The organism is Micromonospora lupini, from assembly GCF_026342015.1.
GTDB classification, from domain to species: domain Bacteria; phylum Actinomycetota; class Actinomycetes; order Mycobacteriales; family Micromonosporaceae; genus Micromonospora; species Micromonospora lupini_B.
This window is the reverse complement of record NZ_JAPENL010000001.1, coordinates 2,845,440-2,865,896: the sequence shown is the minus strand read 5'-3', so window position 1 is coordinate 2,865,896 and position 20,457 is coordinate 2,845,440. Positions and strand designations below refer to the sequence as shown.

General features: G+C 73.1%; 18 protein-coding genes, 2 pseudogenes and 1 riboswitch. Of the genes and pseudogenes, 7 read left to right on the top strand and 13 right to left on the bottom strand.

From position 1 onward, the window contains the following. Positions 1–2 precede the first annotated feature (2 nt). Positions 3–134: riboswitch (cyclic di-AMP (ydaO/yuaA leader) on the bottom strand. A gap of 142 nt (positions 135–276) precedes the next feature. The 3 genes from OOJ91_RS13070 to OOJ91_RS13060 all read right to left on the bottom strand — a co-directional run bounded on the left by OOJ91_RS13070 (position 277) and on the right by OOJ91_RS13060 (position 4,471). Beyond that, complete coding sequence (locus tag OOJ91_RS13070; RefSeq protein ID WP_266244848.1) at positions 277–1,194, bottom strand: cation diffusion facilitator family transporter; 918 nt, start codon at positions 1,192–1,194, stop codon at positions 277–279. Positions 1,195–1,301: 107 nt separating this feature from the next. Then, positions 1,302–3,419 carry a HelD family protein gene (locus tag OOJ91_RS13065; protein ID WP_266244847.1) on the bottom strand — a complete coding sequence of 706 codons (2,118 nt, stop codon included), beginning with the start codon at positions 3,417–3,419 and terminating at the stop codon, positions 1,302–1,304. Between the two features lie 107 nt (positions 3,420–3,526). Continuing rightward, positions 3,527–4,471 carry an alpha/beta fold hydrolase gene (locus OOJ91_RS13060; protein ID WP_266244846.1) on the bottom strand — a complete coding sequence of 315 codons (945 nt, stop codon included), beginning with the start codon at positions 4,469–4,471 and terminating at the stop codon, positions 3,527–3,529. Positions 4,472–4,619: 148 nt separating this feature from the next. Between OOJ91_RS13060 and OOJ91_RS13055 the strand changes: the two genes are divergently transcribed. Further along, positions 4,620–5,243 (top strand): carbonic anhydrase, encoded by a 624-nt coding sequence (locus tag OOJ91_RS13055; protein WP_266244845.1) that lies wholly within the window; start codon positions 4,620–4,622, stop codon positions 5,241–5,243. 410 nt (positions 5,244–5,653) lie between these two features. On the opposite strand, the gene OOJ91_RS13050 is transcribed toward OOJ91_RS13055, so the two are convergent. Then, a complete protein-coding gene (locus OOJ91_RS13050; RefSeq protein ID WP_266244844.1) occupies positions 5,654–5,983 on the bottom strand; it encodes a hypothetical protein in 330 nt (109 codons plus the stop codon). A gap of 307 nt (positions 5,984–6,290) precedes the next feature. Here OOJ91_RS13050 and OOJ91_RS13045 point away from each other — a divergent pair, with 307 nt between their 5' ends. The 3 genes from OOJ91_RS13045 to OOJ91_RS13035 all read left to right on the top strand — a co-directional run bounded on the left by OOJ91_RS13045 (position 6,291) and on the right by OOJ91_RS13035 (position 8,921). Further along, the gene (locus OOJ91_RS13045) at positions 6,291–6,782 is read left to right on the top strand and encodes a DUF3145 domain-containing protein (protein ID WP_007463525.1); all 492 of its coding nucleotides are present in this window, start codon (positions 6,291–6,293) and stop codon (positions 6,780–6,782) included. 85 nt (positions 6,783–6,867) lie between these two features. Beyond that, a complete protein-coding gene (locus tag OOJ91_RS13040; RefSeq protein ID WP_266244843.1) occupies positions 6,868–8,601 on the top strand; it encodes a glycoside hydrolase family 3 protein in 1,734 nt (577 codons plus the stop codon). Between the two features lie 101 nt (positions 8,602–8,702). After that, entirely contained in the window at positions 8,703–8,921 is a 219-nt protein-coding gene (locus tag OOJ91_RS13035; RefSeq protein WP_266244842.1) for a hypothetical protein, read from the top strand. Between the two features lie 91 nt (positions 8,922–9,012). Here the strand turns inward: OOJ91_RS13035 and fabF are convergent, their stop codons facing one another. The 5 genes and pseudogenes from fabF to OOJ91_RS13010 form a co-directional block, all read right to left on the bottom strand. Continuing rightward, positions 9,013–10,239: a beta-ketoacyl-ACP synthase II gene (gene fabF / locus OOJ91_RS13030; protein ID WP_266244841.1), complete on the bottom strand. Its 1,227-nt coding sequence runs from the start codon at positions 10,237–10,239 to the stop codon at positions 9,013–9,015. Between the two features lie 2 nt (positions 10,240–10,241). Next, positions 10,242–10,481, bottom strand: a complete 240-nt coding sequence (locus OOJ91_RS13025) for an acyl carrier protein (RefSeq protein ID WP_007463517.1) — start codon at positions 10,479–10,481, stop codon at positions 10,242–10,244. Positions 10,482–10,565: 84 nt separating this feature from the next. Next, a complete protein-coding gene (locus OOJ91_RS13020) occupies positions 10,566–11,510 on the bottom strand; it encodes a beta-ketoacyl-ACP synthase III (RefSeq protein WP_266244840.1) in 945 nt (314 codons plus the stop codon). Positions 11,511–11,515: 5 nt separating this feature from the next. Continuing rightward, positions 11,516–12,433 (bottom strand): annotated as a pseudogene (locus tag OOJ91_RS13015) (ACP S-malonyltransferase); the annotation flags it as partial. 78 nt (positions 12,434–12,511) lie between these two features. Next, positions 12,512–13,915, bottom strand: a complete 1,404-nt coding sequence (locus OOJ91_RS13010) for a PucR family transcriptional regulator (RefSeq protein WP_439117037.1) — start codon at positions 13,913–13,915, stop codon at positions 12,512–12,514. On the opposite strand from OOJ91_RS13010, the pseudogene OOJ91_RS13005 reads away from it, so the two are divergent. Both OOJ91_RS13005 and OOJ91_RS34380 read left to right on the top strand, forming a co-directional pair. Beyond that, positions 13,867–14,166 (top strand): annotated as a pseudogene (locus OOJ91_RS13005) (hypothetical protein); the annotation flags it as partial. The gene OOJ91_RS13010 and the pseudogene OOJ91_RS13005 sit on opposite strands and share 49 nt — an antisense overlap. Before the next feature lie 111 nt (positions 14,167–14,277). After that, the gene (locus tag OOJ91_RS34380; RefSeq protein ID WP_323178476.1) at positions 14,278–14,610 is read left to right on the top strand and encodes a hypothetical protein; all 333 of its coding nucleotides are present in this window, start codon (positions 14,278–14,280) and stop codon (positions 14,608–14,610) included. 97 nt (positions 14,611–14,707) lie between these two features. Here OOJ91_RS34380 and OOJ91_RS13000 read toward each other — a convergent pair whose 3' ends face one another. After that, complete coding sequence (locus OOJ91_RS13000) at positions 14,708–15,358, bottom strand: hypothetical protein (RefSeq protein ID WP_266244838.1); 651 nt, start codon at positions 15,356–15,358, stop codon at positions 14,708–14,710. Between the two features lie 242 nt (positions 15,359–15,600). Here OOJ91_RS13000 and OOJ91_RS12995 point away from each other — a divergent pair, with 242 nt between their 5' ends. Next, positions 15,601–16,230: a copper resistance CopC family protein gene (locus OOJ91_RS12995; RefSeq protein ID WP_266244837.1), complete on the top strand. Its 630-nt coding sequence runs from the start codon at positions 15,601–15,603 to the stop codon at positions 16,228–16,230. Between the two features lie 47 nt (positions 16,231–16,277). Here OOJ91_RS12995 and gltX read toward each other — a convergent pair whose 3' ends face one another. The 3 genes from gltX to OOJ91_RS12980 are packed head-to-tail and all read right to left on the bottom strand — an operon-like array spanning position 16,278 to position 20,361. Then, on the bottom strand, positions 16,278–17,687 hold the full coding sequence (gene gltX, locus OOJ91_RS12990; protein ID WP_266244836.1) for a glutamate--tRNA ligase: 1,410 nt from the start codon (positions 17,685–17,687) through the stop codon (positions 16,278–16,280). A 50-nt stretch (positions 17,688–17,737) separates the two neighbouring features. Beyond that, on the bottom strand, positions 17,738–19,015 hold the full coding sequence (locus OOJ91_RS12985) for an MFS transporter (RefSeq protein WP_266244835.1): 1,278 nt from the start codon (positions 19,013–19,015) through the stop codon (positions 17,738–17,740). Beyond that, entirely contained in the window at positions 19,012–20,361 is a 1,350-nt protein-coding gene (locus OOJ91_RS12980; protein WP_266244834.1) for a GH1 family beta-glucosidase, read from the bottom strand. Before OOJ91_RS12980 ends, OOJ91_RS12985 begins: the two co-directional genes overlap by 4 nt. Positions 20,362–20,457: the final 96 nt, after the last annotated feature.

The following is a 20,457-nucleotide window of genomic DNA, read 5'->3' as shown; positions in this document are numbered from 1 at the left end:
GCATGTCCTTCCGTTAGCCGCCGACCGGGTTAGCTGACGGGTTCGGGACGGAAGATCCCTACCGCTGACGCGGATGCACCCCAGGAACGTGGTTCCCCGGTTCGCCCTCTCGAGTGATTAGGCGGCGGCCGCCACCGGCGCCGGGAGGGCGCCACCGGGTGGTGGCCGGGACCGAGCCTACCGGGGCAGGTGGGGCGGATGCAGCAGTTGTGACAGACGGTGCCTGCCCCGCCACGGCAAATTGCGGCGAATGCGAGGGAAGCTCTGCAAATACCGCTACCACTCGATCGAGCCGCAGGCTCCGGGGGCGGTGCCGGGCTCGATCTGCAGCGTGGCGTGCTCGATGCGGAAGTCCTCCCGCAGGGCGGCGCGCGCCGCGTCCAGCACCGCGCCGACCTCCGCGCCGGGCGCCATGATCAGGTGTGCGGAGGCCACGTCCATGCCCGAGGTGAGTGTCCAGACGTGCAGGTCGTGCACCTCGACCACGCCGGGCACCGCGGCCAGCCGGTCATGCACGGCGGTGACCTGGAGGTGTTCCGGGGCGGCCTGCACCAGGATGCGGACGGCGGCGCGTCCCAGCCGCCAGGTGCGCGGCAGGATGAACACGCCGATGGCGACCGCGACCAGCGGGTCGGCCCACCACCAGTCGGTGACCGTGATGAGCAGCGCCGCTCCGATCACGCCGAGCGAGCCGAGCAGGTCGCCGAGCACCTCCAGGTAGGCGCCCTGGAGGTTGATGCTCTCCCGGGCGCCGGCGCGCAGCAGCGCGAACGCGATCAGGTTGGCGAGCAGGCCGAGGACGGCCACCACGAGCATCGGTCCGGTCAGCACCTCGTGGGGGTCGCCGAACCGGCCGATCGCCTCGATCACCACGTAGACCGCCACGCCGGAGAGCAGGACGGCATTGGCCAGGGCGGCCAGCACCTCGAGGCGGTAGAGCCCGAAGGTGCGCTGCGGGTCGCCGGTGGCCCGCCGGGTGGCGGTGATCGCGGCGAGCGCCATCCCGATGCCGAGCACGTCGGTGAACATGTGCCCGGCGTCGGAGAGCAGCGCCAGTGAGCCGGTGTGGAAGGCGGCCACACCCTCGACCACCATCAGGGTGGCGAGCAGCCCGAACGCGGCCCAGAGTCGGCCCCGGTGCTGGTGGGCGGCGTTGGCGACCGACCCGTGGTGGTGGTCATGACCTGCTCCCACGAGATCCACCCTCCGTCGCCGCCCGGGACCCGGTCAAATGTATGCTCACATCGCTATGTATGCAACTGTACGGGCGGGCCCGACCGCCGACACCGCCAACGGGCAGGTCAGCCGGTCGGGTCGATGGTGGTGAGCCGCTGCGTGGCCCGGGAGAGCGCCACGTAGAGCGTGCGTACACCGGAGCCCGGATCGGCCCGGATCTCGCTCGGCGCGACAAGCACCACCCCGTCGTACTCCATGCCCTTGGCCTCCAGGCTGGTCACCACCTGCAAGCGCGCCGCGCCGAGCGCGCCGAGCCAGCCGGCGACCTCGTCGCGGCGGGTGACCGGCGTGATCACCCCGACTGTGCCGTCCACCTCTGCCAGCAGGCCGGTCGCCGCCTCCACGACCGCGGTCTCCAGCCCGATGGGCGGCACCACCAGCTCGACCGGATCGATCCCGGTGGAGCGGACGGCGGTCGGCAGCGACAGGTCCGGGTAGAGCCGGCGAATCTCCGCCGCCGCCACCGCGAAGATCTCCGCCGAGTTGCGGTAGTTGGTGGTGAGCGTGAAATCGTGCCGCTTGCGCCGGCCCAGCGCCTGGTCCCGGGCGCGGGCCAGCTCCTCCGGATCACCGGTCCACGCGGTCTGCGCCGGGTCACCCACAACGGTCCACGAGGCCAGGCGGCCACGCCGTCCCACCATCCGCCACTGCATCGGCGAGACGTCCTGCGCCTCGTCCACCACCACGTGCGCGTACTCCCGGTAGTCCTCCGGACGCTCGCGGGCCGCCGCGCGGGCGGCCCGCTGCCTGTCGCTCGCGGTGCTCAGCTCGCGCACGCCGCCGGCGAGCTGGAACGGGTCGCGGCGGGCGCGCGCCGGCTGCAACGGCCTGCCGAGCAGCGCGTCCAACTCGTCCAACAGCGCCACGTCCGCGATGGTCAGACCCGCGCTGTCCAGGCTCTGGTACGCGGCGGTGAGCAGCCGGATCTCCGCGCCGGACAGGATCCCGCCGGCGTAGCGGCGCAGCCGATCCGGCCGAGCCAGCCAGCCGAGCACGTGTCGGGGGTGCAGGCGCGGCCACCACGCCTTGAGGAACTCCCGGAACTCCTGCCGCTCGGCGATCTCACCCTCGAAGGCCCGCTGCTCCGGCAGCCGGGTGATGCCCACCGCGCGGGCCTGCGCCCACAGCGCGGCGAACACCCCGTCGAAGCCGGCCCGGCGTGCCTCGTTGCGCCGGGCGCCGCGGTGCAGCGCGCGGTCCCGGATCCGGTCCAGCTCGGCCCGGTCCAGCCGTAGCAGCGTGCCCCGGTAGAGCAGCCGCAGCTCACCCGGGCCGCCGGGCACCGCGTCGCGGGCCGCGCGCTCCAACACCCGACGCATCCGCAGCGAGCCCTTCACCGCCGCCACCTCGGGCGGGTCGGTGCGGGTGGCTGTCATTCCCGGAAAGAGAGTGCCCAGCGAGTGCAGGGTCGCCGTGTCCTCACCGAGCGAGGGCAGCACCGAGGCGATGTACTCGACGAAGACTGTGGAAGGCCCGACCACAAGGATGCCGCCGCCCGCGTACCGGCTGCGGTCGGAGTAGAGCAGGAAGGCAGCCCGGTGCAGGGCGACAGCAGTCTTGCCGGTGCCCGGGCCGCCCGCGACGATCGTCACCCCGGAGCCGGGCGACCGGATCGCGTCGTCCTGCTCCCGCTGGATCGTCGCCACGATGTCGCGCATGCCCCGACCGGTGGCCCGCGACAGGGTGGCCAGCAACGCGCCGTCCCCGACCACAGTCATCCCCTCCGGGGCGGCGTCCGGGTCCAGCAGGTCGTCCTCGATCCGGGTGACCCGCTCGGAGCGGGACTGGATGGTGCGGCGACGCACCACGCCGAGCGGCTGCGCCGGGGTGGCCTGGTAGAACGCGGAGGCGGCCGGCGCGCGCCAGTCGACGACAAGCGTGGTGGCGTCCTCGTCGCGGATGCCGAGCCGCCCCACGTGCAGCACCTGCCTGTCGCGCAGGTCCAGACGGCCGAAGACAAGCCCCTCGTGCTCGGCGTCGAGGGTGTGCCGCCGCTGCGCGGCGTGGAAGACCATCGCGTCGCGCTCGACAAGCGCCCCGAACGTGCCCACCCGCGCCATCCGGTAGCCGTCCCGCTCGGCCCGAACCGCGGACTGGCGCAGTTCGGCCAGTCGGGCGTACACCCGGTCGAGGTGCCGTTGCTCGACGGCGATCTCCTGCTCCAGGGTGGTCTGGTCGGTCAACGCACGCTCCTTCGATGTCGCCGGCAAGCGGCGCGAACCGCGCGGGCCAACCGCAGAAGGGTACGGCCCCCGGCCCGGCGCCTTGCGCCCGAGGTGCGGGAACGTGGTCAGCGACAGGTCCCTGCGGCGCTCGCGTCGTGCCCGTCCGGCGCCGTCGCCGCGAGCACCCGACGGAGTACGCCGGTCAGCGCGGCGTTCACCTCGTCCGGGCGCTCCATCATCAGCATGTGCCCGGCGCCCGGACAGACGGTCAGCTCGGTGGCCGGCAGGGCAGCGGCGATCGACTCGGCGCACGGCGGTGGGGTCAGCCGGTCCCGGTCACCGACCAGGGCGGCGGCCGGCAGGTGAGCCAGCGCGGTGAGGGTGTCCAGCCGGTGCTGGGCGCCGATCGAGGCGCGGAAGCCGCCGATCGAGCGCAGCGAGGCGCGGGCCACCGCGGAGGTCACCAGCCGGATGTCGGAGGGCTCGCAGCGGTCGCCGAAGAGCATCCACCTGATGCTCGGTTGCAACGCGTTCAGCAGCGCGCGGGGCGCGCGCCACGAGCCACACCGGGCCAGGACGCCGGCGCCCGTCGTCTCGGCGAGCCGGATCAGCCGGGCGATGCGCGGCGAGAGCCCGTAGACCGTGTGCGTGTGCCCCTCGGCGGTGGTCGAGACGAAGACCAGACCTGCCGTACGGGCCGCGAAGTGGCAGGGGTGGCGGTGCGCGTACTCCATGATCGTCATTCCGCCCATCGAGTGCCCCACCAGGGTCACCCGACCGGTCGGCGCGACCGCGTCGAGGACGGCGGCCAGGTCGTCGCCGAGCTGGGCCAGGGTGGCAGTGGGCAGCGCCATGCAGCTCGACCGGCCGTGGCCCCGCGCGTCGTAGGTGACCACCCGCACCGCGTCGCCGAACGAGGCGGTGAGCCCGTCGAGCTGCCGATGCCAGCTGCGCCCGTCAAGCGTCCAGCCGTGCAGTAGGACGGCCGTGACCGGGGCGTCCGTCGGCCCCGTGGTCTCCACGTGCAGCCGTACGCCGTCGGGCGTACTGACCTCGCACCGCTCCGGCATCGCCACCTTCCCGGCCGCCCCGGCACCACCAGCACCGGGATACCCGGCGGTAACACCGGCTACCCGCCAGGACGCCACGCCAATCGCGCAGGGGCGAACATTCCCGACCCCGCCCGCGACCCGTGGGCGGCGAGCCAAGCTGAACGGCATGGAAGCGGCGGGGCAGGGGCGGCAGGCCGGCGGCACGCCCCGCGCCGCGCTCGCCGAGCTGCTCGCCGGCAACCGGCGCTTCGTCAGTGGCCAACCCGTGCACGGCCACGACGTCACCGCCGCGGCGGCGGCCGCCTCCGGCGACCAGCAGCCGTACGCGGTGGTGCTCGGGTGCATCGACTCGCGCGTGCCGCTGGAGGCGATCTTCGACCAGACCTTCGGCGCGATCTGCGTGATCCGCACCGGTGGGCACGTGCTCGACCGCGCGGTGTGCGGCTCCATCGAGTACGTGGTGGGTCAGCTCGGCGTGCCGCTGGTGCTGGTGCTCGGACACGAGCGGTGCGGGGCGGTGGGCGCAACTGTGGACGCGCTGCGGGCGGGGGAGCGGCCCGGCGGCTCGCTCGCCCACCTGGTCGACGAGATCGCCCCGGCGGTCATCGAGGCCGGGCTGGACGATCCGGCGGTGCTCCCGCTGGCGATCCGCCGGCACGTCCGGCGCACCGTCGACGCGCTGCGGGTCGACGACCTCCTCGCCGGGCCGGTCGCCGAGGAGCGGGTGGCCGTGGTGGGCGGCCTCTACGACCTGGCCACCGGCGAGGTCGCCCTGCTCGACCCGAGCTGAACCCCGGCCTCGGCCTCGGCACGGCCTCGGCTCGGCCTCGGCTCGGCCTCGGCTCGGCCTCGGCTCGGCTCGGCTCGGCTCTGTCCGGCTCGGCTCGGCTCGGTCTGGTCCGGCGCGGTCCGCTCCCAGGCCGGGGGTCGGACTGCCGCACGGCCCCTTTGGAGCTGATGTCGCAAACGAATCACATCACCTCTGCGCCGCCCTGAGTCGCGCCTGATTCGTCTACGACATCAGCTCCAAAGCGTCTCGGCGGCACAGCCTGGACAGGCGCCGGGGTACCGAGACGACGTGCAGCAGGTTGATCAGGGCGCGCGCCGACCCCGTTGTCGCGGGTTACGGGTAGCGGACGCGAAACCGCCCGCCGGGAGTCCCCGGCGGGCGGTTTGCTGGTGCTGTGGTGGGGGAGGGGCTCAGCCCTCGAAGACGCCGGCCGCGACCAGACGCTTCTCGGTGGCCTCCCAGCCGTCGTTCGGGTGAACGGTGGCCAGGTTGTTGATCTCCGCCCGGATCTTGGCGGCGTGGCCGGCGGCGGCCAGTACCCGGATCTCCTCGACGAAGGCGTCGGAGTCGGTGCGCAGGTGCGCGGTCTTGCCGTTGGTCAGGTTGCGCACGTAGGCGTGCTTGCCGCCGTTGAGCGGGATGAGGTACTTGAACTCGCCCAGCACGCTGAGGGCGCCACCCTGGCCAGCCTGGCCGGCCCGGACGGACGCGCGCGCGGTCTTAGAGGTGTTGCTCGCCACGGAGGTACTCCTTGCAAGACGTACGGGAGGACTGGACGTCCGGGGGCTGTGTGCGGGTGACACTGGGTCGGCCCGCGAAGGTGTAACGCGGCAGAAGCCGCCGATGGAACTGTACAGGACCACGACATCAGGCTGGTCGTCGCGGTGTCCTGAGAGGCAACGGAGACCACCCGTCCGGCTATTCCGGGAGGCGTTTTTTCCGATTCCCTGGCGCACCATCAGTCACACGAGTCATCATGTGTTGCAGCAACCACTCGGGTGGACGAGGTCGTAGGGGAAGACGCACCTCGCTCTCCGGGAGGTCACCGTGCCAACGCGTGGCGTCGTATACGTCCACTCGACCCCGCTCGCCGTGTGCTCGCACGTCGAGTGGGCGATCGCGCGCGTCCTAGCCGCGCCGGTCAACCTGCAGTGGACGGCTCAGCCCGTCGACCCCGGCGCCCGCCGGGCCGAGTGCGGGTGGACCGGCCGTCCGGGGACGGGCGCCGAGCTGGCTGCTGCCCTCCGGCAGTGGCCCATGATCCGTTTCGAGGTCACCGAGGAGCCGAGTCCCGGCGCCGACGGTGAGCGCTTCATGTACGTGCCCGCCCGTGGCCTGTTCCGGGCCACCGTCGGCGCGGCAGGTGACATCCAGCTCGGCGAGGACCGGCTGCGGGCCCTGATGGCCTCCGCCCGGGCCCCGGAGGCGCTGTCGCACGCCCTCGACAAGGCGCTCGGCACCGCCTGGGACGCCGACCTCGAGCCTTACCGGTACGCCGGGGACGGCGCACCCGTGACCTTGCTCACCCGGGTCGGCTGACAGCGGCCACCGTCCGCTGGCCAGGCGTCCTTGGGCGCTGCGACCGGTAAGGTCAAGTTGCCCCGATAAGGGGGAAGCTGGTGGGATGGGCGACGTGCCGAATCGCCCGCGACACGCCGGTGTCGCCGTCGCCGCCCTGACCGCCCTGCTCGTCTCCGGCTGCTCCGGCGCCCCGGACCGGCCCGACCCGACACCCGGTCCGACAGGCGTCTCGGCGGCCCCGAGCGCTCCCGCAGCGACCCCGGCCGACGACCCGGCCGCGCGGGCCGCCGCCCTGGTCGCGACGCTCTCCGACGAGGACCTGGTCGGGCAGGTGCTGATGCCGTACGCCTACGGCGACTCGGCCACGAAGGTCTCGACCGGCTCCGCGGCCGGCAACCAGGCCCTCGCCAGCGTCGACACCCCCGCCGAGATGATCGCCAAGTACCGCCTCGGCGGGCTGATCCTGGTCGGCTTCAGCGCCGACGACCCGACCAAGGGCAACCAGGAGACCACAAACGTCGACAACCCGAAGCAGGTCCACGAGCTGACCACCGGGCTGCGGGGCGCGGCCGGACGGCTGGCCGCCGGCCCGGCGCCCTTCCTGATCGGCACCGACCAGGAGTACGGCGTGGTCACACGCGTCACCGACGGGGTCACCATCCTGCCCAGCGCGCTCGCCGCCGGTGCGGCAGGCGACCCGAAGCTCACCGAGGCCGCCTGGCGGGCCGCCGGCGCCGAACTCGCCGCGATGGGCATCAACGTCGACTTCGCCCCGCTGGCCGACGTGCTGGCCACCCGCAGCACGGTGATCGGCTCCCGGTCGTTCGGCGCCGACCCGAAGCAGGCCGCCGCGCAGGTCGGCGGCGCGGTCCGGGGCTTGCAGGCCAGCGGCGTCGCAGCCACCCTGAAGCACTTCCCGGGGCACGGCCACAGCGCCGACGACTCGCACAAGGACCTGCCGGTGCTCACCCAGTCCGCAGCGGAGCTGCAGAGCGGCGCGTGGCCCCCGTTCACGGCCGGGTTCGAGGCCGGCGCGATGGCCGTGATGTCCGGCCACCTGGACGCGCAGGCCATCGACCCGGGCACCCCGGCGACCTTCTCCCACAAGCTGCTCACCGACGTACTGCGCGGTCAGCTCGGCTTCAAGGGCGTGGTGATCACCGACGGGATGAACATGCCGCCGGCGAAGCGCTGGGCGCCAGGCGAGGCCGCGGTCCGGGCGCTGAACGCCGGCAACGACCTGATCCTCATGACCCCGAACGTCGGCCAGGCGTACGACGGGCTGCTCGCCGCCCTGCGCGGCGGCTCGCTGCCCCGCGCCCGGCTGATCGAGGCGGTCACCCGGGTGCTCACCATGAAGTTCCGGCTGGCGGCTGCCCCCACGGAGCCGATGTCCACGCTCAACACCCCGGCGCACCGGGCGGCGGCGGACGCGTTGGCCGCCGGCGCGGTCACCGTGCTGCGGGGCGCGTGCGGCGGCGCGGTACACGGGCCCGTCACCGTCACCTCCTCCGGTGGTCGCGACGCGACCCGGGCGGCGCTCACCGCCGCGCTGACCAAGGCCGGCGTGACCGTGAAGGCGAGCGGCGGGACCGTGGTGCACCTGGTCGGCTACGGCGACGGCGACGGCGACCTGCGCGCCGACGCGGCTGTCACCGTCGCCATGGACACCCCGTACGTGCTGGCCAAGGCCACGTCACCGACGCTGCTGGCGACGTACTCCTCCAGTCGGGCGTCGATGACCGCGCTGGCCGCCGTGCTGGCCGGCAAGGCCCGCCCGGCTGGCCGGTCCCCGGTGGCCGTTTCCGGCCTGCCCGCCACCACCTGCGGCGCCTGAGCCGCCCGGCGCCGCCCGGCCGGTCTCCCGCCGGCAGTCTGTTCTCCCGCCGCCCGGAAAACGCCTCGCCCCGGGTGGCACCGGCCTGGCAGCCTCGCCGCATGACAACCGCACAGGGCTTCCGGTACGACGAGCGTGCCGACGGGACGGTGGTGATCACGCATCACGGCCGGTTGGCGGGCACGCTGCGCGGCGCCCGGGCGGCGGAGTTCCTCGCCGAGGTCGACGACGACCCGCAACTGGTGATGGCACGCTGGACCGGCAACTACCGCCACGGCAACGAACGCACCGCCAAGCAGCATCCCCGCAACCGGGGCTGAACGTGCCGAAGGGCCCCCTCACCAGAGGGGGCCCTTCGGTAAAGCCTGCGGAGCTGTCGTTTCCGGGCCGCCGCCGTCTCGGACAGCCGTGTCAGGGCCGTGCGAAGACGAGCGCCACGTTGTGGCCGCCGAAGCCGAACGCGTTGTTCAACGCGGCGGGGATCTCCATGTGGCGTGCCTTGTGCGCCGCGACGTCCAGACTGAGACCGGGCTCCGGGTCGTCGAGGTTGATCGTCGGCGGGACGACACCGTCGCGGATGGCCAGGATGGTGGCGATCGACTCCAGCGCGCCTGCCGCACCGAGCAGGTGCCCCGTCATCGACTTCGTCGCGGACAGCACCGGGTGGTCGCCGAGCGCCTTGTGCAGCCCGCCGATCTCCAGCATGTCACCCACAGGCGTCGACGTGGCATGGGCGTTGACGTGCACGATGTCCCGCTTGGCCACGTCCGCGTCCGCGATGGCCTTGGCGATGGCCCGGATGGCGCCCTCACCCTCGGCGTGCGGCTGCACGATGTCGTACGCGTCGGACGTGATGCCGGCCCCGGCGAGGCGCGCGTAGACCCGGGCGCCCCGGGCCGCGGCGTGCTCGGCCCGTTCCAGCACCAGGATGCCGGCACCCTCGCCGAGGACGAAGCCGTCCCGGCCCCGGTCCCACGGGCGGGAGGCGCGCTCGGGGTCGTCGTTGCGGGTGGACATGGCCCGCATCGAGCTGAAACCGGCGATCGGCAGCGGGTGGATGACCGCCTCGGTGCCGCCGGCCACCACCACGTCGGCCCGGCCGGAGCGGATGATGTCGAGGCCGAGAGCGATGGCCTCGGCACCTGTGGCGCAGGCGCTGGCCATCGAGTGCACCCCGGCCTTGGCACCCAGCTCCAGCCCGACCCAGGCGGCCGGACCGTTCGGCATCAGCATCGGGATCGTGTGCGGGGAGACCCGCCGTGGCCCGGACGCCTCCAGGATGTCGTCCTGGGCGAGCAGGGTGGTGGCACCGCCGATGCCGGAGCCGACGCTGACGGCCAACCGCTCCCCGTCGAGGTCGGAGCCGGCGAGGCCGGCGTCCGCCCAGGCCTGCTGCGCCGCGATGATCGCGATCGCCTCGGAGCGGTCGAGCCGGCGCAGCCGGACCCGGTCCAGCACCTCGGACGGCTCCACGGCCAACTGGGCGGCGATCCGGACCGGCAGTTGCGCGGCCCACTCCTGGGTGAGGGCACTCACCCCGGAGCGGCCGGCGAGCATGGCGTCCCAGGTCGACGCGACGTCCCCGCCGAGCGGGGTCGTCGCGCCGAGCCCGGTGACGACGACGTCAGGACGACTCATGATCAGGACTGCGCCTCGATGAAGCTGACGGCGTCCCCGACGGTCTTGAGGTTCTGCACCTCGTTGTCCGGGATCTTGACGCCGAACTTCTCCTCGGCGGCCACCACGACCTCCACCATGGAGAGCGAGTCGACATCGAGGTCGTCGGTGAAGGACTTCCCCTCGGCCACGTCGTCCGGGTTCACCCCGGCAACCTCTTCGAGGATCTCGGCGAGGCCGGTGGTGATCTCGTCACGGGTCATTGCGGTTGGTTCCTCTCATAGGGGGTTCTCCGGCGGCCGGCGTCGCCGACCGCCACTCCTCGACGCGTACGCGTCCGAGGGGTTTCAGGGGCAGCGGACGACCTGACCGGCGTAGGTCAGGCCACCGCCGAAGCCGAACAGCAGCACCGGGGCGCCCGAGGGCACCTCCCGACGCTCGACCAGCTTCGACAGGGCCAGTGGCACGCTCGCCGCAGAGGTGTTGCCCGACTCGACGATGTCCTTCGCGATGATCGCGTCGGGGATGTTGAGCCGCTTGGCGATGCCGTCGATGATCCGGGCGTTGGCCTGGTGTGGCACGAAGGCGGCCAGCTCCGACGGGTCGACCCCGGCCCGCTCGCACGCCTGGAGGGCCAGCGGCGCGATCGCGGTGGTGGCCCAGCGGAACACCGCCTGCCCCTCCTGCTGGATGTACGGGCGCCAGCCCTCGATGCGGACCGCGTCGCTCTTCTCCGGCACGGAGCCCCAGACGACCGGGCCGATGCCGGCCGGCTCGTCGTCGGCAGTGGCGGTGACCACCGCGGCGCCCGCGCCGTCACCGAAGATGATGCAGGTGGAGCGGTCGGTCCAGTCGGTGAAGTCGGACAGCTTCTCGGCGCCGATGACGAGCGCGTTGCGCGACGCCCCGGCCCGAACGGCGTGGTCCACGGTGCCCAGGGCGTACGCGAAGCCCGAGCAGGCGGTGTTGACGTCGAACGCGCCCGGCGCGGCGATGCCAAGCTTGGCGGCGACCCGGCAGGCCACGTTGGGGCTGCGGTCGATCGAGGAGCAGGTGGCGACCACGACCAGGTCGATGTCGGAGGCGCTGAGCCCCGAGTTGGCAAGCGCCTTGCCGGCGGCCGCGGCGGCCATGTCGGCAACCGTCTCGCCGTCGGCGATCCGCCGGCTGACGATGCCCACCCGGTCGCGGATCCACTCGTCGTTGGTGTCCACGAGCTTGGCGATGTCGTCGTTGGTCACCACCCGGGAGGGCTGGTAGTGCCCCATCGAGACGATGCGACTGCCAGTCATGAACGACCTCCGATACGGGCGATCAGGTCCCGTGCGGCCGGTAGGTCGTCCGGGGTGTTGAGGGTGACGATCTCCGGGGCGCCGTCGCCCTTGAGTTCCCGCTTGACCAGGCCGGCGAGGGTGCCGGCCGGGGGCAGCTCGATCACGCCTGTGACACCGAGGTCGGCCAGCGTGCGCATGCACAGGTCCCAGCGCACCGGCGCGGTGACCTGACTGACGAGGCGCTGCACCATGGCGGCGCCGTTGTCGACAGCGGTGCCGTCGAGGTTCGACAGCAGGGTTCGAGCCGGGTCGGCGGGGGTGATCCCGGCAGCCTCCGCGGCGAGCGCGGCCTCGGCCGGAGCCATGTACGGGGTGTGGAACGCGCCGGCCACCTGGAGTCGGATGATCCGGGTCCGGGCGGGCGGCTCGGCGGCGAGCTTGTCGAGCCCGTCCAGGGCGCCCGCGGCGACGATCTGGCCGGCGCCGTTGCGGTTGGCCGGGTACAGCCCGTTCGCCTCGATCGCGGCGATCACCTCGTCGGGGTCGCCACCGAGCACCGCGGCCATTCCGGTCGGCTCCAGCGCGCACGCGGCGGCCATCTCCCGGCCGCGTACGCCGGCCAGGGTGATCGCGGCGTCGGCCGACAGCACACCGGCCAGGGCGGCGGCACCCAACTCGCCGACGCTGTGGCCGGCGGTGAGCGCGACGCCGTCCAGCGGCAGGTGCTCGGCCGCGAGCAGGGCCGCGGCGACCAGCAGAGGCTGGGTGCGGGCGGTGTCCCTGATCTCGTCGGCGTCGGCGGCGGTGCCCAGGTGCAGCAGGTCGACCCCGGCCAACGCCGACCAGTCACGCAGTCGCGCCTCGGTGCCGGTCAGGTCGAGCCAGGGGGTCAGGAAGCCGGGTTTCTGGGAACCCTGGCCGGGACTAAGTACGGCGAGCACGCCTATGACTCTCCCGGATACGCGTGGCTGGCGCTGTGCCGAGGCCGACCAAACCGCACTAGAACCTTTGGAGGTTTCTCACAAAGATCGGCGGGGATCATCACTGCTTTGGGAGGATTTCCGGGCGGCCGGGGTCAATGTCTGGGTCGGGACCGCAGTTGCCACAGGTACCACCGGATCGAGCCGACCGACTGTCAACGCCACCTGGAGGGCGAACGCGTCCCGGGGTGACAGCGGCGAGAAGCCGGTCACCTCGGCGATGCGGCGCAACCGGTACCGCACCGTGTTCGGGTGCACGAACAGCGCCCGCGCCGCGCTCTCCAGCGTGCCACCGGCGGCCAGGAAGGCGTCCAGGGTCTCCAGCAGTTCGCCACCGGCGCGCACAAGCGTCGCGTACACGTCGTGGCGCAACCGGCGCCGGGCCTCCGCGTCGCCGGCGAGGGCCCGCTCCGGCAACAGGTCCGCGGCCGGCACCGGCCGGGGGGCGGTCGGCCACGCCGGCGCCGCCCGGAAGCCGGACAGCGCGGCCCGCGCCGACTCCGTCGCCTCGTCCAGACTGGGTACGGCCGGACCGACCACCACCGGGCCGTCACCGAAAGCGTCCAGCAGCTTGCCGGTGGCGCTGAGCGGATCCGCCGCGCCGCCCAACACGATCACCAACCGGTCGCCGTGCACCCCGCCGATCACCTCGACGCCGATCCGCCGCGCCTGCCGGTACACCACGTGCAGTACGGCGGAGACCTCCCCGCCGGGGGAACGGCCGACCGCCACCGCGACCGGCGGCGCGTCCGCCCAGCCCAGGGCGGCGGCCCGGCTCGCCAGGACGTCAGGTGAGTCACCGCGCAGCAGCGCGTCGACCAGGAGAGCCTGCAACCGGGCGTCCCACGCGCCGCGCGACTCGGCGGCCCGCGCGTACACCCGGGCGGCGGCGAACGCGATCTCCCGGGAGAAGCGCAGCACCGCCTCGCGCAGCAACTGCTCCTCGCCCTCGGCGGCCAGTTGCGACACCTGCTCCTCGACGACGTCGATGGTCACCTTTATCAACGCCACGGTCTGCTGGAGGGTGATCGACCGGGCCAGCGCCTGCGGAGCGGCGTCGAAGACGTCGTCGGAGACCTCCTGGGTGCTGTCCGCAGTGCCGCCGCCGTCCTGCAGCCACTGCACAAGCGACCGGGCGCCCGCCTGGGCCACGAGCATCACCCAGGAGCGTTGGTCGGCAGGCAGGGCGCGGAACCACGGCAGCGTCTCGTCCATCCGGGCCACGCTGGCGGTGGCCAACGCTCCCGCCGAACGCTCGATCCGGCGCAGCGTGGCCGCCAACTCCCCACCGTCTGGCGTACTCACCGCCCTAGCCTGACACGTCGTGAGCAGGCCATCCACGTCGGCACCGGTAAGCGGCCCGGGAGGGCCGGTCCGGGAGCGGATCACGCTGGGTGCTGCTCGGCGCCGGGCTGGTGGCCCGCTATCCGCTGCGCCGTCCACGACTCGGCGCGGCGCTGCTGGTCTGCGTACCGCTCGTCGATCTGGCACTGCTCGCCGCGTCGGTGATCGATCTGCGCGGTGGCGTGACCGCCGGGGTCAGTCACGGTCTGGCCGCCGCCTATCTCGGCTTCTCGGTGGCCTTCGGCCACTCAATGGTGCGCTGGGCGGACCAGCGCTTCGCCCACCGGTTCGCCGATGGTCCGCCGCCGGTGCGGCCGCCCCGCCACGGCTGGGCCCGCACCCGTTACGACGCGCTGACGCCGGGTACGCCGTGCACAGGCCGTCGGTCCCGGCCAGTACGGTGGCAGGGCACGTCGGGGGGAGCGCCCCCGCGCGTGAGTGCGAGCGTGAGGAGACCGGGGATGGCGCACGGGGAGGCCGAGCACGGCTGCGCCCAGGGCGAGCCCTGCCGGCTGGGGCACCACGACCCACAGACGGCGGGCAAGCCGCGCCGGCCGGTCGGCGGGGCGCCGGCGCACCCGGCGGAGTCGACAGGCGGCCGTCCGACCGAGTGGGCCGACGACGACGTGGCCGTGCCACGTCAACGGGCCGCCGAGCCGGCGCCGCCCGAGCCGGACGACGTCACCGGCTGCCGAAGCGACCTGCCCGGGTGGGCCGGTGCGCACCGGCACGGCCCGGTCCGGCCGCGTCAGCGGGCCACCCGCCGGGAGCGCCCGCCGCGCCGCTGGTGCTGACCGCGCGACGGCTGGTGCTGACCGCGCGACGGCCGGTGCTGACCGCGCGACGGCTGGTGCTGACCGCGCGACGGCTGGTCTGACCCGCTGCCCGAGGTCAGCGGGTCCGGCGACGGATCAGCAGGGCGATCCCGGCGAGACCGACAGTGATGGTCAGCATCACCGCGACGTTGAGCAACAGCAGCCGCTGCAACTCGCCGAGCGCTTCATCGATGTCCCGGGCAGGGTCCATCGTGTCCTCCGGAAGGACACGCTCGCCGCCGCCCACGCCGCCGCTGACCGTGTCGAACTGCCGCTCCAGCGGCACTCCTGCGGTGCGCAGCGTCTCGGACATGCTGAGCCGGCCGAGGAACCAGCCGGCGCTGGTCTTGCGACCGTCCGGCTGCTTGGCCGGTCGATAGACGCGCGGTCCACCGGCCGCCTTGGGGTAGAGGTCGTACGTCTGCTTCGGCGTCTCACCGGCGAGCACCACCACCGTGTACTTCGGACCGAGGTCGGCCGCCTTCGGCCCGGTCGGCATGCCGGTACGAGCGAAGAAGTTGACCTGGTCGACGACCGCCATCACGTGTGCGGGCTGGGTTTCCGACCGGAGCCGCAGCGGCTCGGTCAGCCCTTCGCCGGTGATGTCCACACCGGCGGGTGCCGGCTTGGGCGCCGCGCTGGCCGGGCCGGCGGCGCCGAGCACCAGCACTGCCGCCGCCAGCGTGCCCGCCAGCACGGCGGCCCAGCGCCTCATCTGTCGGACCATCCCGCCTCCTCGCCCCGTTCGATGGATGGCTTCGTCGTGACGTCCGGGTCGGTCGGCCGGTGACGACACCGACCGGGCGGTCGGGCCCACTCTCACAGACTCCGCAGAACGTCGATGAATTGCAGCTAGTGGAACAGTATTTGGAACTATCTGCGATCTCTGCTCGACTAATGAGGAGCTGTTTTGATCAGCGGGCGGATCGTACCCTTACGGAGGGGTTCATGGGGGGCAGGGTTACACGATTGGCACGGGTCGTGCCAGTGGTGCTCGGCGTGGCGTTCGGTGTGTCGTTGCTGGCCCCGGCGACACCGGCGGCCGCGCACAACTCACTGACCGGCAGCAATCCGCGCGACGGCGCCCGGGTGGCCACCGCGCCCGCCCGGGTCGAGCTTCGGTTCCTGGCCAAGCCGGCCCCCGCTACGACGAAGATCACAATAACCGGGCCGGACAATGTGGTCGCCGGCGGGCGGCCGACCTTCGACGGCAGCCGGGTGCGCGTGCCGTTCACGCCCGGCGCGGCGGGGCTCTACATCGTCGGCTACCAACTCGCGTCAAGCGACGGCCACCCGATCAAGGGCGAGGTCCGGTTCACCCTCACCAGCGGCACCGCCGCCGATCCGACCGCCACGCCGTCGGCCGGCGGCGCCGCTGCGACCGGCTCGCCCTCGGCCGGCGGCGCCGCTCCGACCGGCTCGCCCTCGGCCGGGCCGTCATCGACGCCGACGGGCAGCTCATTGGAGTCCGTTGTGCCGGCACCCTCGGTTCGGTCGGCCTCCGGCGGCCGCTGGTGGCTCTGGGCGCTCGGCGGCCTGGTGCTGCTCGCCGCCCTCGCCGCCGGCCTGGTGTTCCGCCGCAGGAGCCGGGCGCGCTGATCAGGGCGGCGACGCACAGGTACGACGCCGGCCCGCCGCCGGGCCGGTCAGACCAGGCGCAGCCGGGCCGCACGCATACGGGTCAGGGTGCGCTCGCGACCGAGCACCTCCAGCGACTCGAACAGCGGCAGGCCGACGGTGCGGCCGGTGACCGCGACCCGGACGGGTGCCTGCGTCTTGCCGAGCTTGAGGCCGCGCTCGGCGCCGACCGCCTCCAGCGTCGACTTCAGCGACTCGGCGTTCCACGGCTCCAGCGTCTCGAACGCCGCGATGGCGGCGTCCAGCAGGTCGGCCGAGCCGTCCTTCATCGTCTTGGTCCACGCCGCCTCGTCGATGAGCGGCGAGGCCAGGAACAGGAAGTCGACGTTCGGCACGATCTCGCTGAGCACGGCGAGTCGGGTCTGCGCCAGCGGTGCGACGGCGGCGAAGGCGTCGGCGTCGAACTCCTCCGGCTGCCACGGCGGCGGCGCGATGGTCCCGGTGCCGGTCAGCCACGGCTGGCAGGCGTCGACGAACTCGGCCACCGGCAGCGCCCGGATGTACTCCCCGTTGAAGGCGCGCAGCTTCTTCTCGTCGAAGAACGCGGGGGAGGGGTTGACCTCCTCCAGCCGGAACTCGTCCTCGATGACCGACCACTCGACGATCTCCCGGTCGCCGGACGGCGCCCAGCCGAGCAGCATCAGGTAGTTGCGCATCGCGCCGGCGAGGTAGCCCTCGTCGCGGTACGCCTCCAGGGCGACCTTGTCGCGGCGCTTGGAGAGCTTCTGCCGCTTCTCGTTGACCACCACGGGCACGTGCGCCCAGATCGGCGGCTTGACCCCGAGGGCGTCCCAGAGCAACTGCTGCTTGGGGGTGTTGGGCAGGTGCTCCTCGGCCCGGATCACGTGGGTGATCCCCATGGTCATGTCGTCCACGACATTGGCCAGCAGGAAGACCGGCGAGCCGTCGCCGCGGGCGATGACGAAGTCCTCGATGAGCTTGTTCTCGAAGGTGGGCTCGCCGCGGATGAGGTCCACCACGACGGTCAGACCCTCGTCGGGCGTACGGAAGCGCAGCGCGTGCCCCGGCCCCGGGCCGAGGCCGAGGTCGCGGTGGTAGCCGTCGTAGCCCTGGTACTGCGAGCCGGTGCGGGCCTGCACGTCCTCGCGGGTGCAGTCGCAGTAGTAGGCCCGACCCGACTCGTAGAGCCGGGTGGCGGCGGCCCGGTGCTCGCCCGCGTTCGCCGACTGGAAGTAGGGCCCCTCGTAGCTGCCCCGGGAGATGCCGATCCAGTCCAGCGCGGAGAGGATGCCCTCGGTCCACTCGGGCTTGTTGCGGGCCGCGTCGGTGTCCTCGATGCGCAGCACGAACACCCCGCCCTGCTGCTTGGCGTAGATCCAGTTCTGCAGCGCCGAGCGGGCGCCGCCGACGTGGAACATACCGGTCGGGGAGGGGGCGAAGCGCACACGTACCGTCACGCCCCCAGCCTACGGCGACCGTCGACGGGATTCGGCCACGGCCCCCTGAGTCAGGGGACCGAGCGGATCTTGACGACGAGCGCGCTGCCGACCAGGGTGACCGCGGCGGTGACGGCGTAGAGCGTCGGGTAGCCGCCGAGGTGGACGACGAGCGGGGCGGAGAGCGCCGGGCCGAGCACCTGCGGCGCCGAGTTGGCAATGTTGATCACGCCCAGGTCCTTGGCGCGGTCGGTGGCCCGGGGCAGCACCTGGGTGATCAGTGCGGCGTCCACCGCGAGGTAGACGCCGTAACCGGCGCCGAGCAGCAGGGCGGCGACGATCGCCATCGACCAGACCGGCGCGATGGCGAGCAGCAGCGCCGCCACCGCCATGATCAGGCCGGAGACGATCACGTAGACCTTGCGCCGCCCGGAGCGGTCCGACAGTCGACCGGCGACCACAGCGGTCAGCATCATGCCGAGCGTGTAGAGCAGGATCAGCACCAGCAGGCCGCCCTCGGGGTCGGGGTGGCGCACCCCGTCGGTGAGGAAGTACAGCAGGTAGAGGGTGCCCAGCGCGTTGCCGAGCTGGACCAGGAACCGGGTGATCCACGCCCAGGCGAAGTCCGGGTGCCGGCGCGGGCTGATCCACATCGAGGCGAACAGCGCCCGCGCCCGCAACGCCGGCCGGTGTGCGCGGGGCAGTCGGTCGTCTGGGGTGAGCAGCGCGAACGGCAGCGACAGCAGCAGGATGGCCACCGCGACGGCCAGGTAGCCGGCGGCGTTGCCGGTGACGACGGCGGTGACCAGCACCGCGCCGAGCACCAGCCCGAGTGCCTGCGGGATGCCCACCCAGCCGGAGACCGCGCCACGCTGCACCACCGGAACCCGGTCGGGGATGGCGGCGGTGAGGCTGGCAAGCATCGCGTTGAAGCAGACCTGGGCGGCGACCCACCCGACGGCTACCCCGAGGATGGTCCGTTGCTGGGCGAGCAGCACCAGCGCCGCCGCGCCGAGCACCGCGCCGCCCGCGGTCCAGACGTGCCGCCGGCCGAACTCCCGGCCGAGGATCCGCAGGCAGGTCCGGTCGGACAGCGCGCCCGCCAGGGGGTTGGCCAGCACCGCGGCCAACGCGCCCAGGCCGGTGACCACTGCCAGCATGGTCTCCTTGTCGCCGGGCGCGATCCGCTCGATCTGCTGCGGCAGCAGCACCTGGATCGGGGTGAAGAACGCCATCCACACGCCGAGGTTGGCCGCGAAGACCAGACCGATCCAGCCGCGCCGCACCGGCACCGTCGGTTCGGCGAGCGCCGCCGGCAGCGCCGCCGGCGTCGGGTCGAGGGTGGTCACCGCGCCGACCCGTCCCGAGAGGCCGCGAGCATGTCCCGCAACCAGGTGTACGACGACTTCGGCGTACGCCGCTGGGTGGCGTAGTCGACGTGCACCAGACCGAAGCGCTTGGTGAACCCCTCGGCCCACTCCCAGTTGTCCAGCAGCGACCAGACGAAGTACCCGCGCACGTCCACCCCGTCGTCGATGGCGGCCCGGAGTGCCCGCAGGTGCCCGTCGAGGTACGCGATCCGGTCCGGGTCCGCCACCTGCCCGTGCGCGTCCGGCACGTCGTCGTACGCGCAGCCGCTCTCGGTGATCTCGATGGGCGGCAGCGCGTCGCCGTACGTGTCGTGGAGCCAGCCGAGTAGTTCGCGCAGCCCGTCGGGGGCGACCGGCCAGTCGAAGGCGGTACGCGGGTAGCCGTCCAGCGGCACCAGGTCGAACGGCAGCGGCGAGCCCTCCTCGGCGGCCCGTACGCCTGTGGGGTTGTAGTAGTTGACCCCCAGCACGTCGATCGGCGCGGCGATGACGTCGAGGTCGCCGGGGTGGACGACGCTCGGGTCGAGGCCGGGCAGCTCCGGGTAGCCGCGGCCGAGCAGTGGGTCGGTGAAGAGCCTGTTGTGCAGCGCCTCGTACGCGGCGCCGGCGGCCCGGTCGGCGTCGCTGTCGCCGAGCACCCGCACCGGCGAGTAGTTGTTGGCGATCGCCACCGGGCTGGCGCTGTTGGCGCGCAGCGCGGCGACCGCGAGGCCGTGCCCGAGCAGCTGGTGGTGGGCGGCGGGAAAGGCGTCGAAGAGCAACATCTGGCCGGGGGCGTGCACGCCCATGCCGTAGCCGAGGCTCATGTGGATGAACGGCTCGTTGAGGGTGATCCACAGCTTGACGCGGTCGCCGAGGCGGGCGGCGGTCAGGTCGGCGTACTCGGCGAAGCGGGCTGCGGTGTCGCGATTGAGCCAGCCACCGGCGTCCTCGAGGGGTTGGGGCAGGTCCCAGTGGTACAGGGTGGCCACCGGGTCGATGCCGGCGGCCAGCAGGTCGTCGACCAGGCGGTCGTAGAAGTCCAGGCCGGCGGCGTTGGCCGCGCCGCTGCCGCGGGGCTGCACCCGGGGCCAGGCGATGGAGAACCGGTACGCGTCGACGCCCAGCCCGGCCAGCAGCGCGACGTCCTCGGTGTGCCGGTGGTAGTGGTCGCAGGCCACCGCGCCGCTGCTGCCGTCGCTGATCCGGCCGGGGGAGTCCGCGAAGGTGTCCCAGATGGACGGTCCGCGTCCGCCGGCCGTGGCGGCGCCCTCGATCTGGTGGGCGGACGTGGAGACGCCCCAGCGGAAGCCGGTGGGGAACTCGGGCATCGGTGCGGCAGGCATGCGCCCTCCCGGTGAACGTGAAACGTGTTCGGGACTCTAGGGCGCTGTCGATGAATGCGCCATAGGCCGGGTTGGCGCAATCCGCAATGGTTGATC

Excerpts from the sequence above, each read along its gene's own strand:
- OOJ91_RS13060 (WP_266244846.1), bottom strand. The coding sequence starts at position 4,471 with ATGCCGGAGCGGTGCGAGGTCAGTACGCCCGACGGCGTACGGCTGCAC.
- OOJ91_RS13055 (WP_266244845.1), top strand. The coding sequence starts at position 4,620 with ATGGAAGCGGCGGGGCAGGGGCGGCAGGCCGGCGGCACGCCCCGCGCC.
- OOJ91_RS13040 (WP_266244843.1), top strand. The coding sequence starts at position 6,868 with ATGGGCGACGTGCCGAATCGCCCGCGACACGCCGGTGTCGCCGTCGCC.
- OOJ91_RS13035 (WP_266244842.1), top strand. The coding sequence starts at position 8,703 with ATGACAACCGCACAGGGCTTCCGGTACGACGAGCGTGCCGACGGGACG.
- fabF (WP_266244841.1), bottom strand. The coding sequence starts at position 10,239 with ATGAGTCGTCCTGACGTCGTCGTCACCGGGCTCGGCGCGACGACCCCG.
- OOJ91_RS13025 (WP_007463517.1), bottom strand. The coding sequence starts at position 10,481 with ATGACCCGTGACGAGATCACCACCGGCCTCGCCGAGATCCTCGAAGAG.
- OOJ91_RS13020 (WP_266244840.1), bottom strand. The coding sequence starts at position 11,510 with ATGACTGGCAGTCGCATCGTCTCGATGGGGCACTACCAGCCCTCCCGG.
- OOJ91_RS34380 (WP_323178476.1), top strand. The coding sequence starts at position 14,278 with ATGGCGCACGGGGAGGCCGAGCACGGCTGCGCCCAGGGCGAGCCCTGC.
- OOJ91_RS13000 (WP_266244838.1), bottom strand. The coding sequence starts at position 15,358 with ATGGTCCGACAGATGAGGCGCTGGGCCGCCGTGCTGGCGGGCACGCTG.
- OOJ91_RS12980 (WP_266244834.1), bottom strand. The coding sequence starts at position 20,361 with ATGCCTGCCGCACCGATGCCCGAGTTCCCCACCGGCTTCCGCTGGGGC.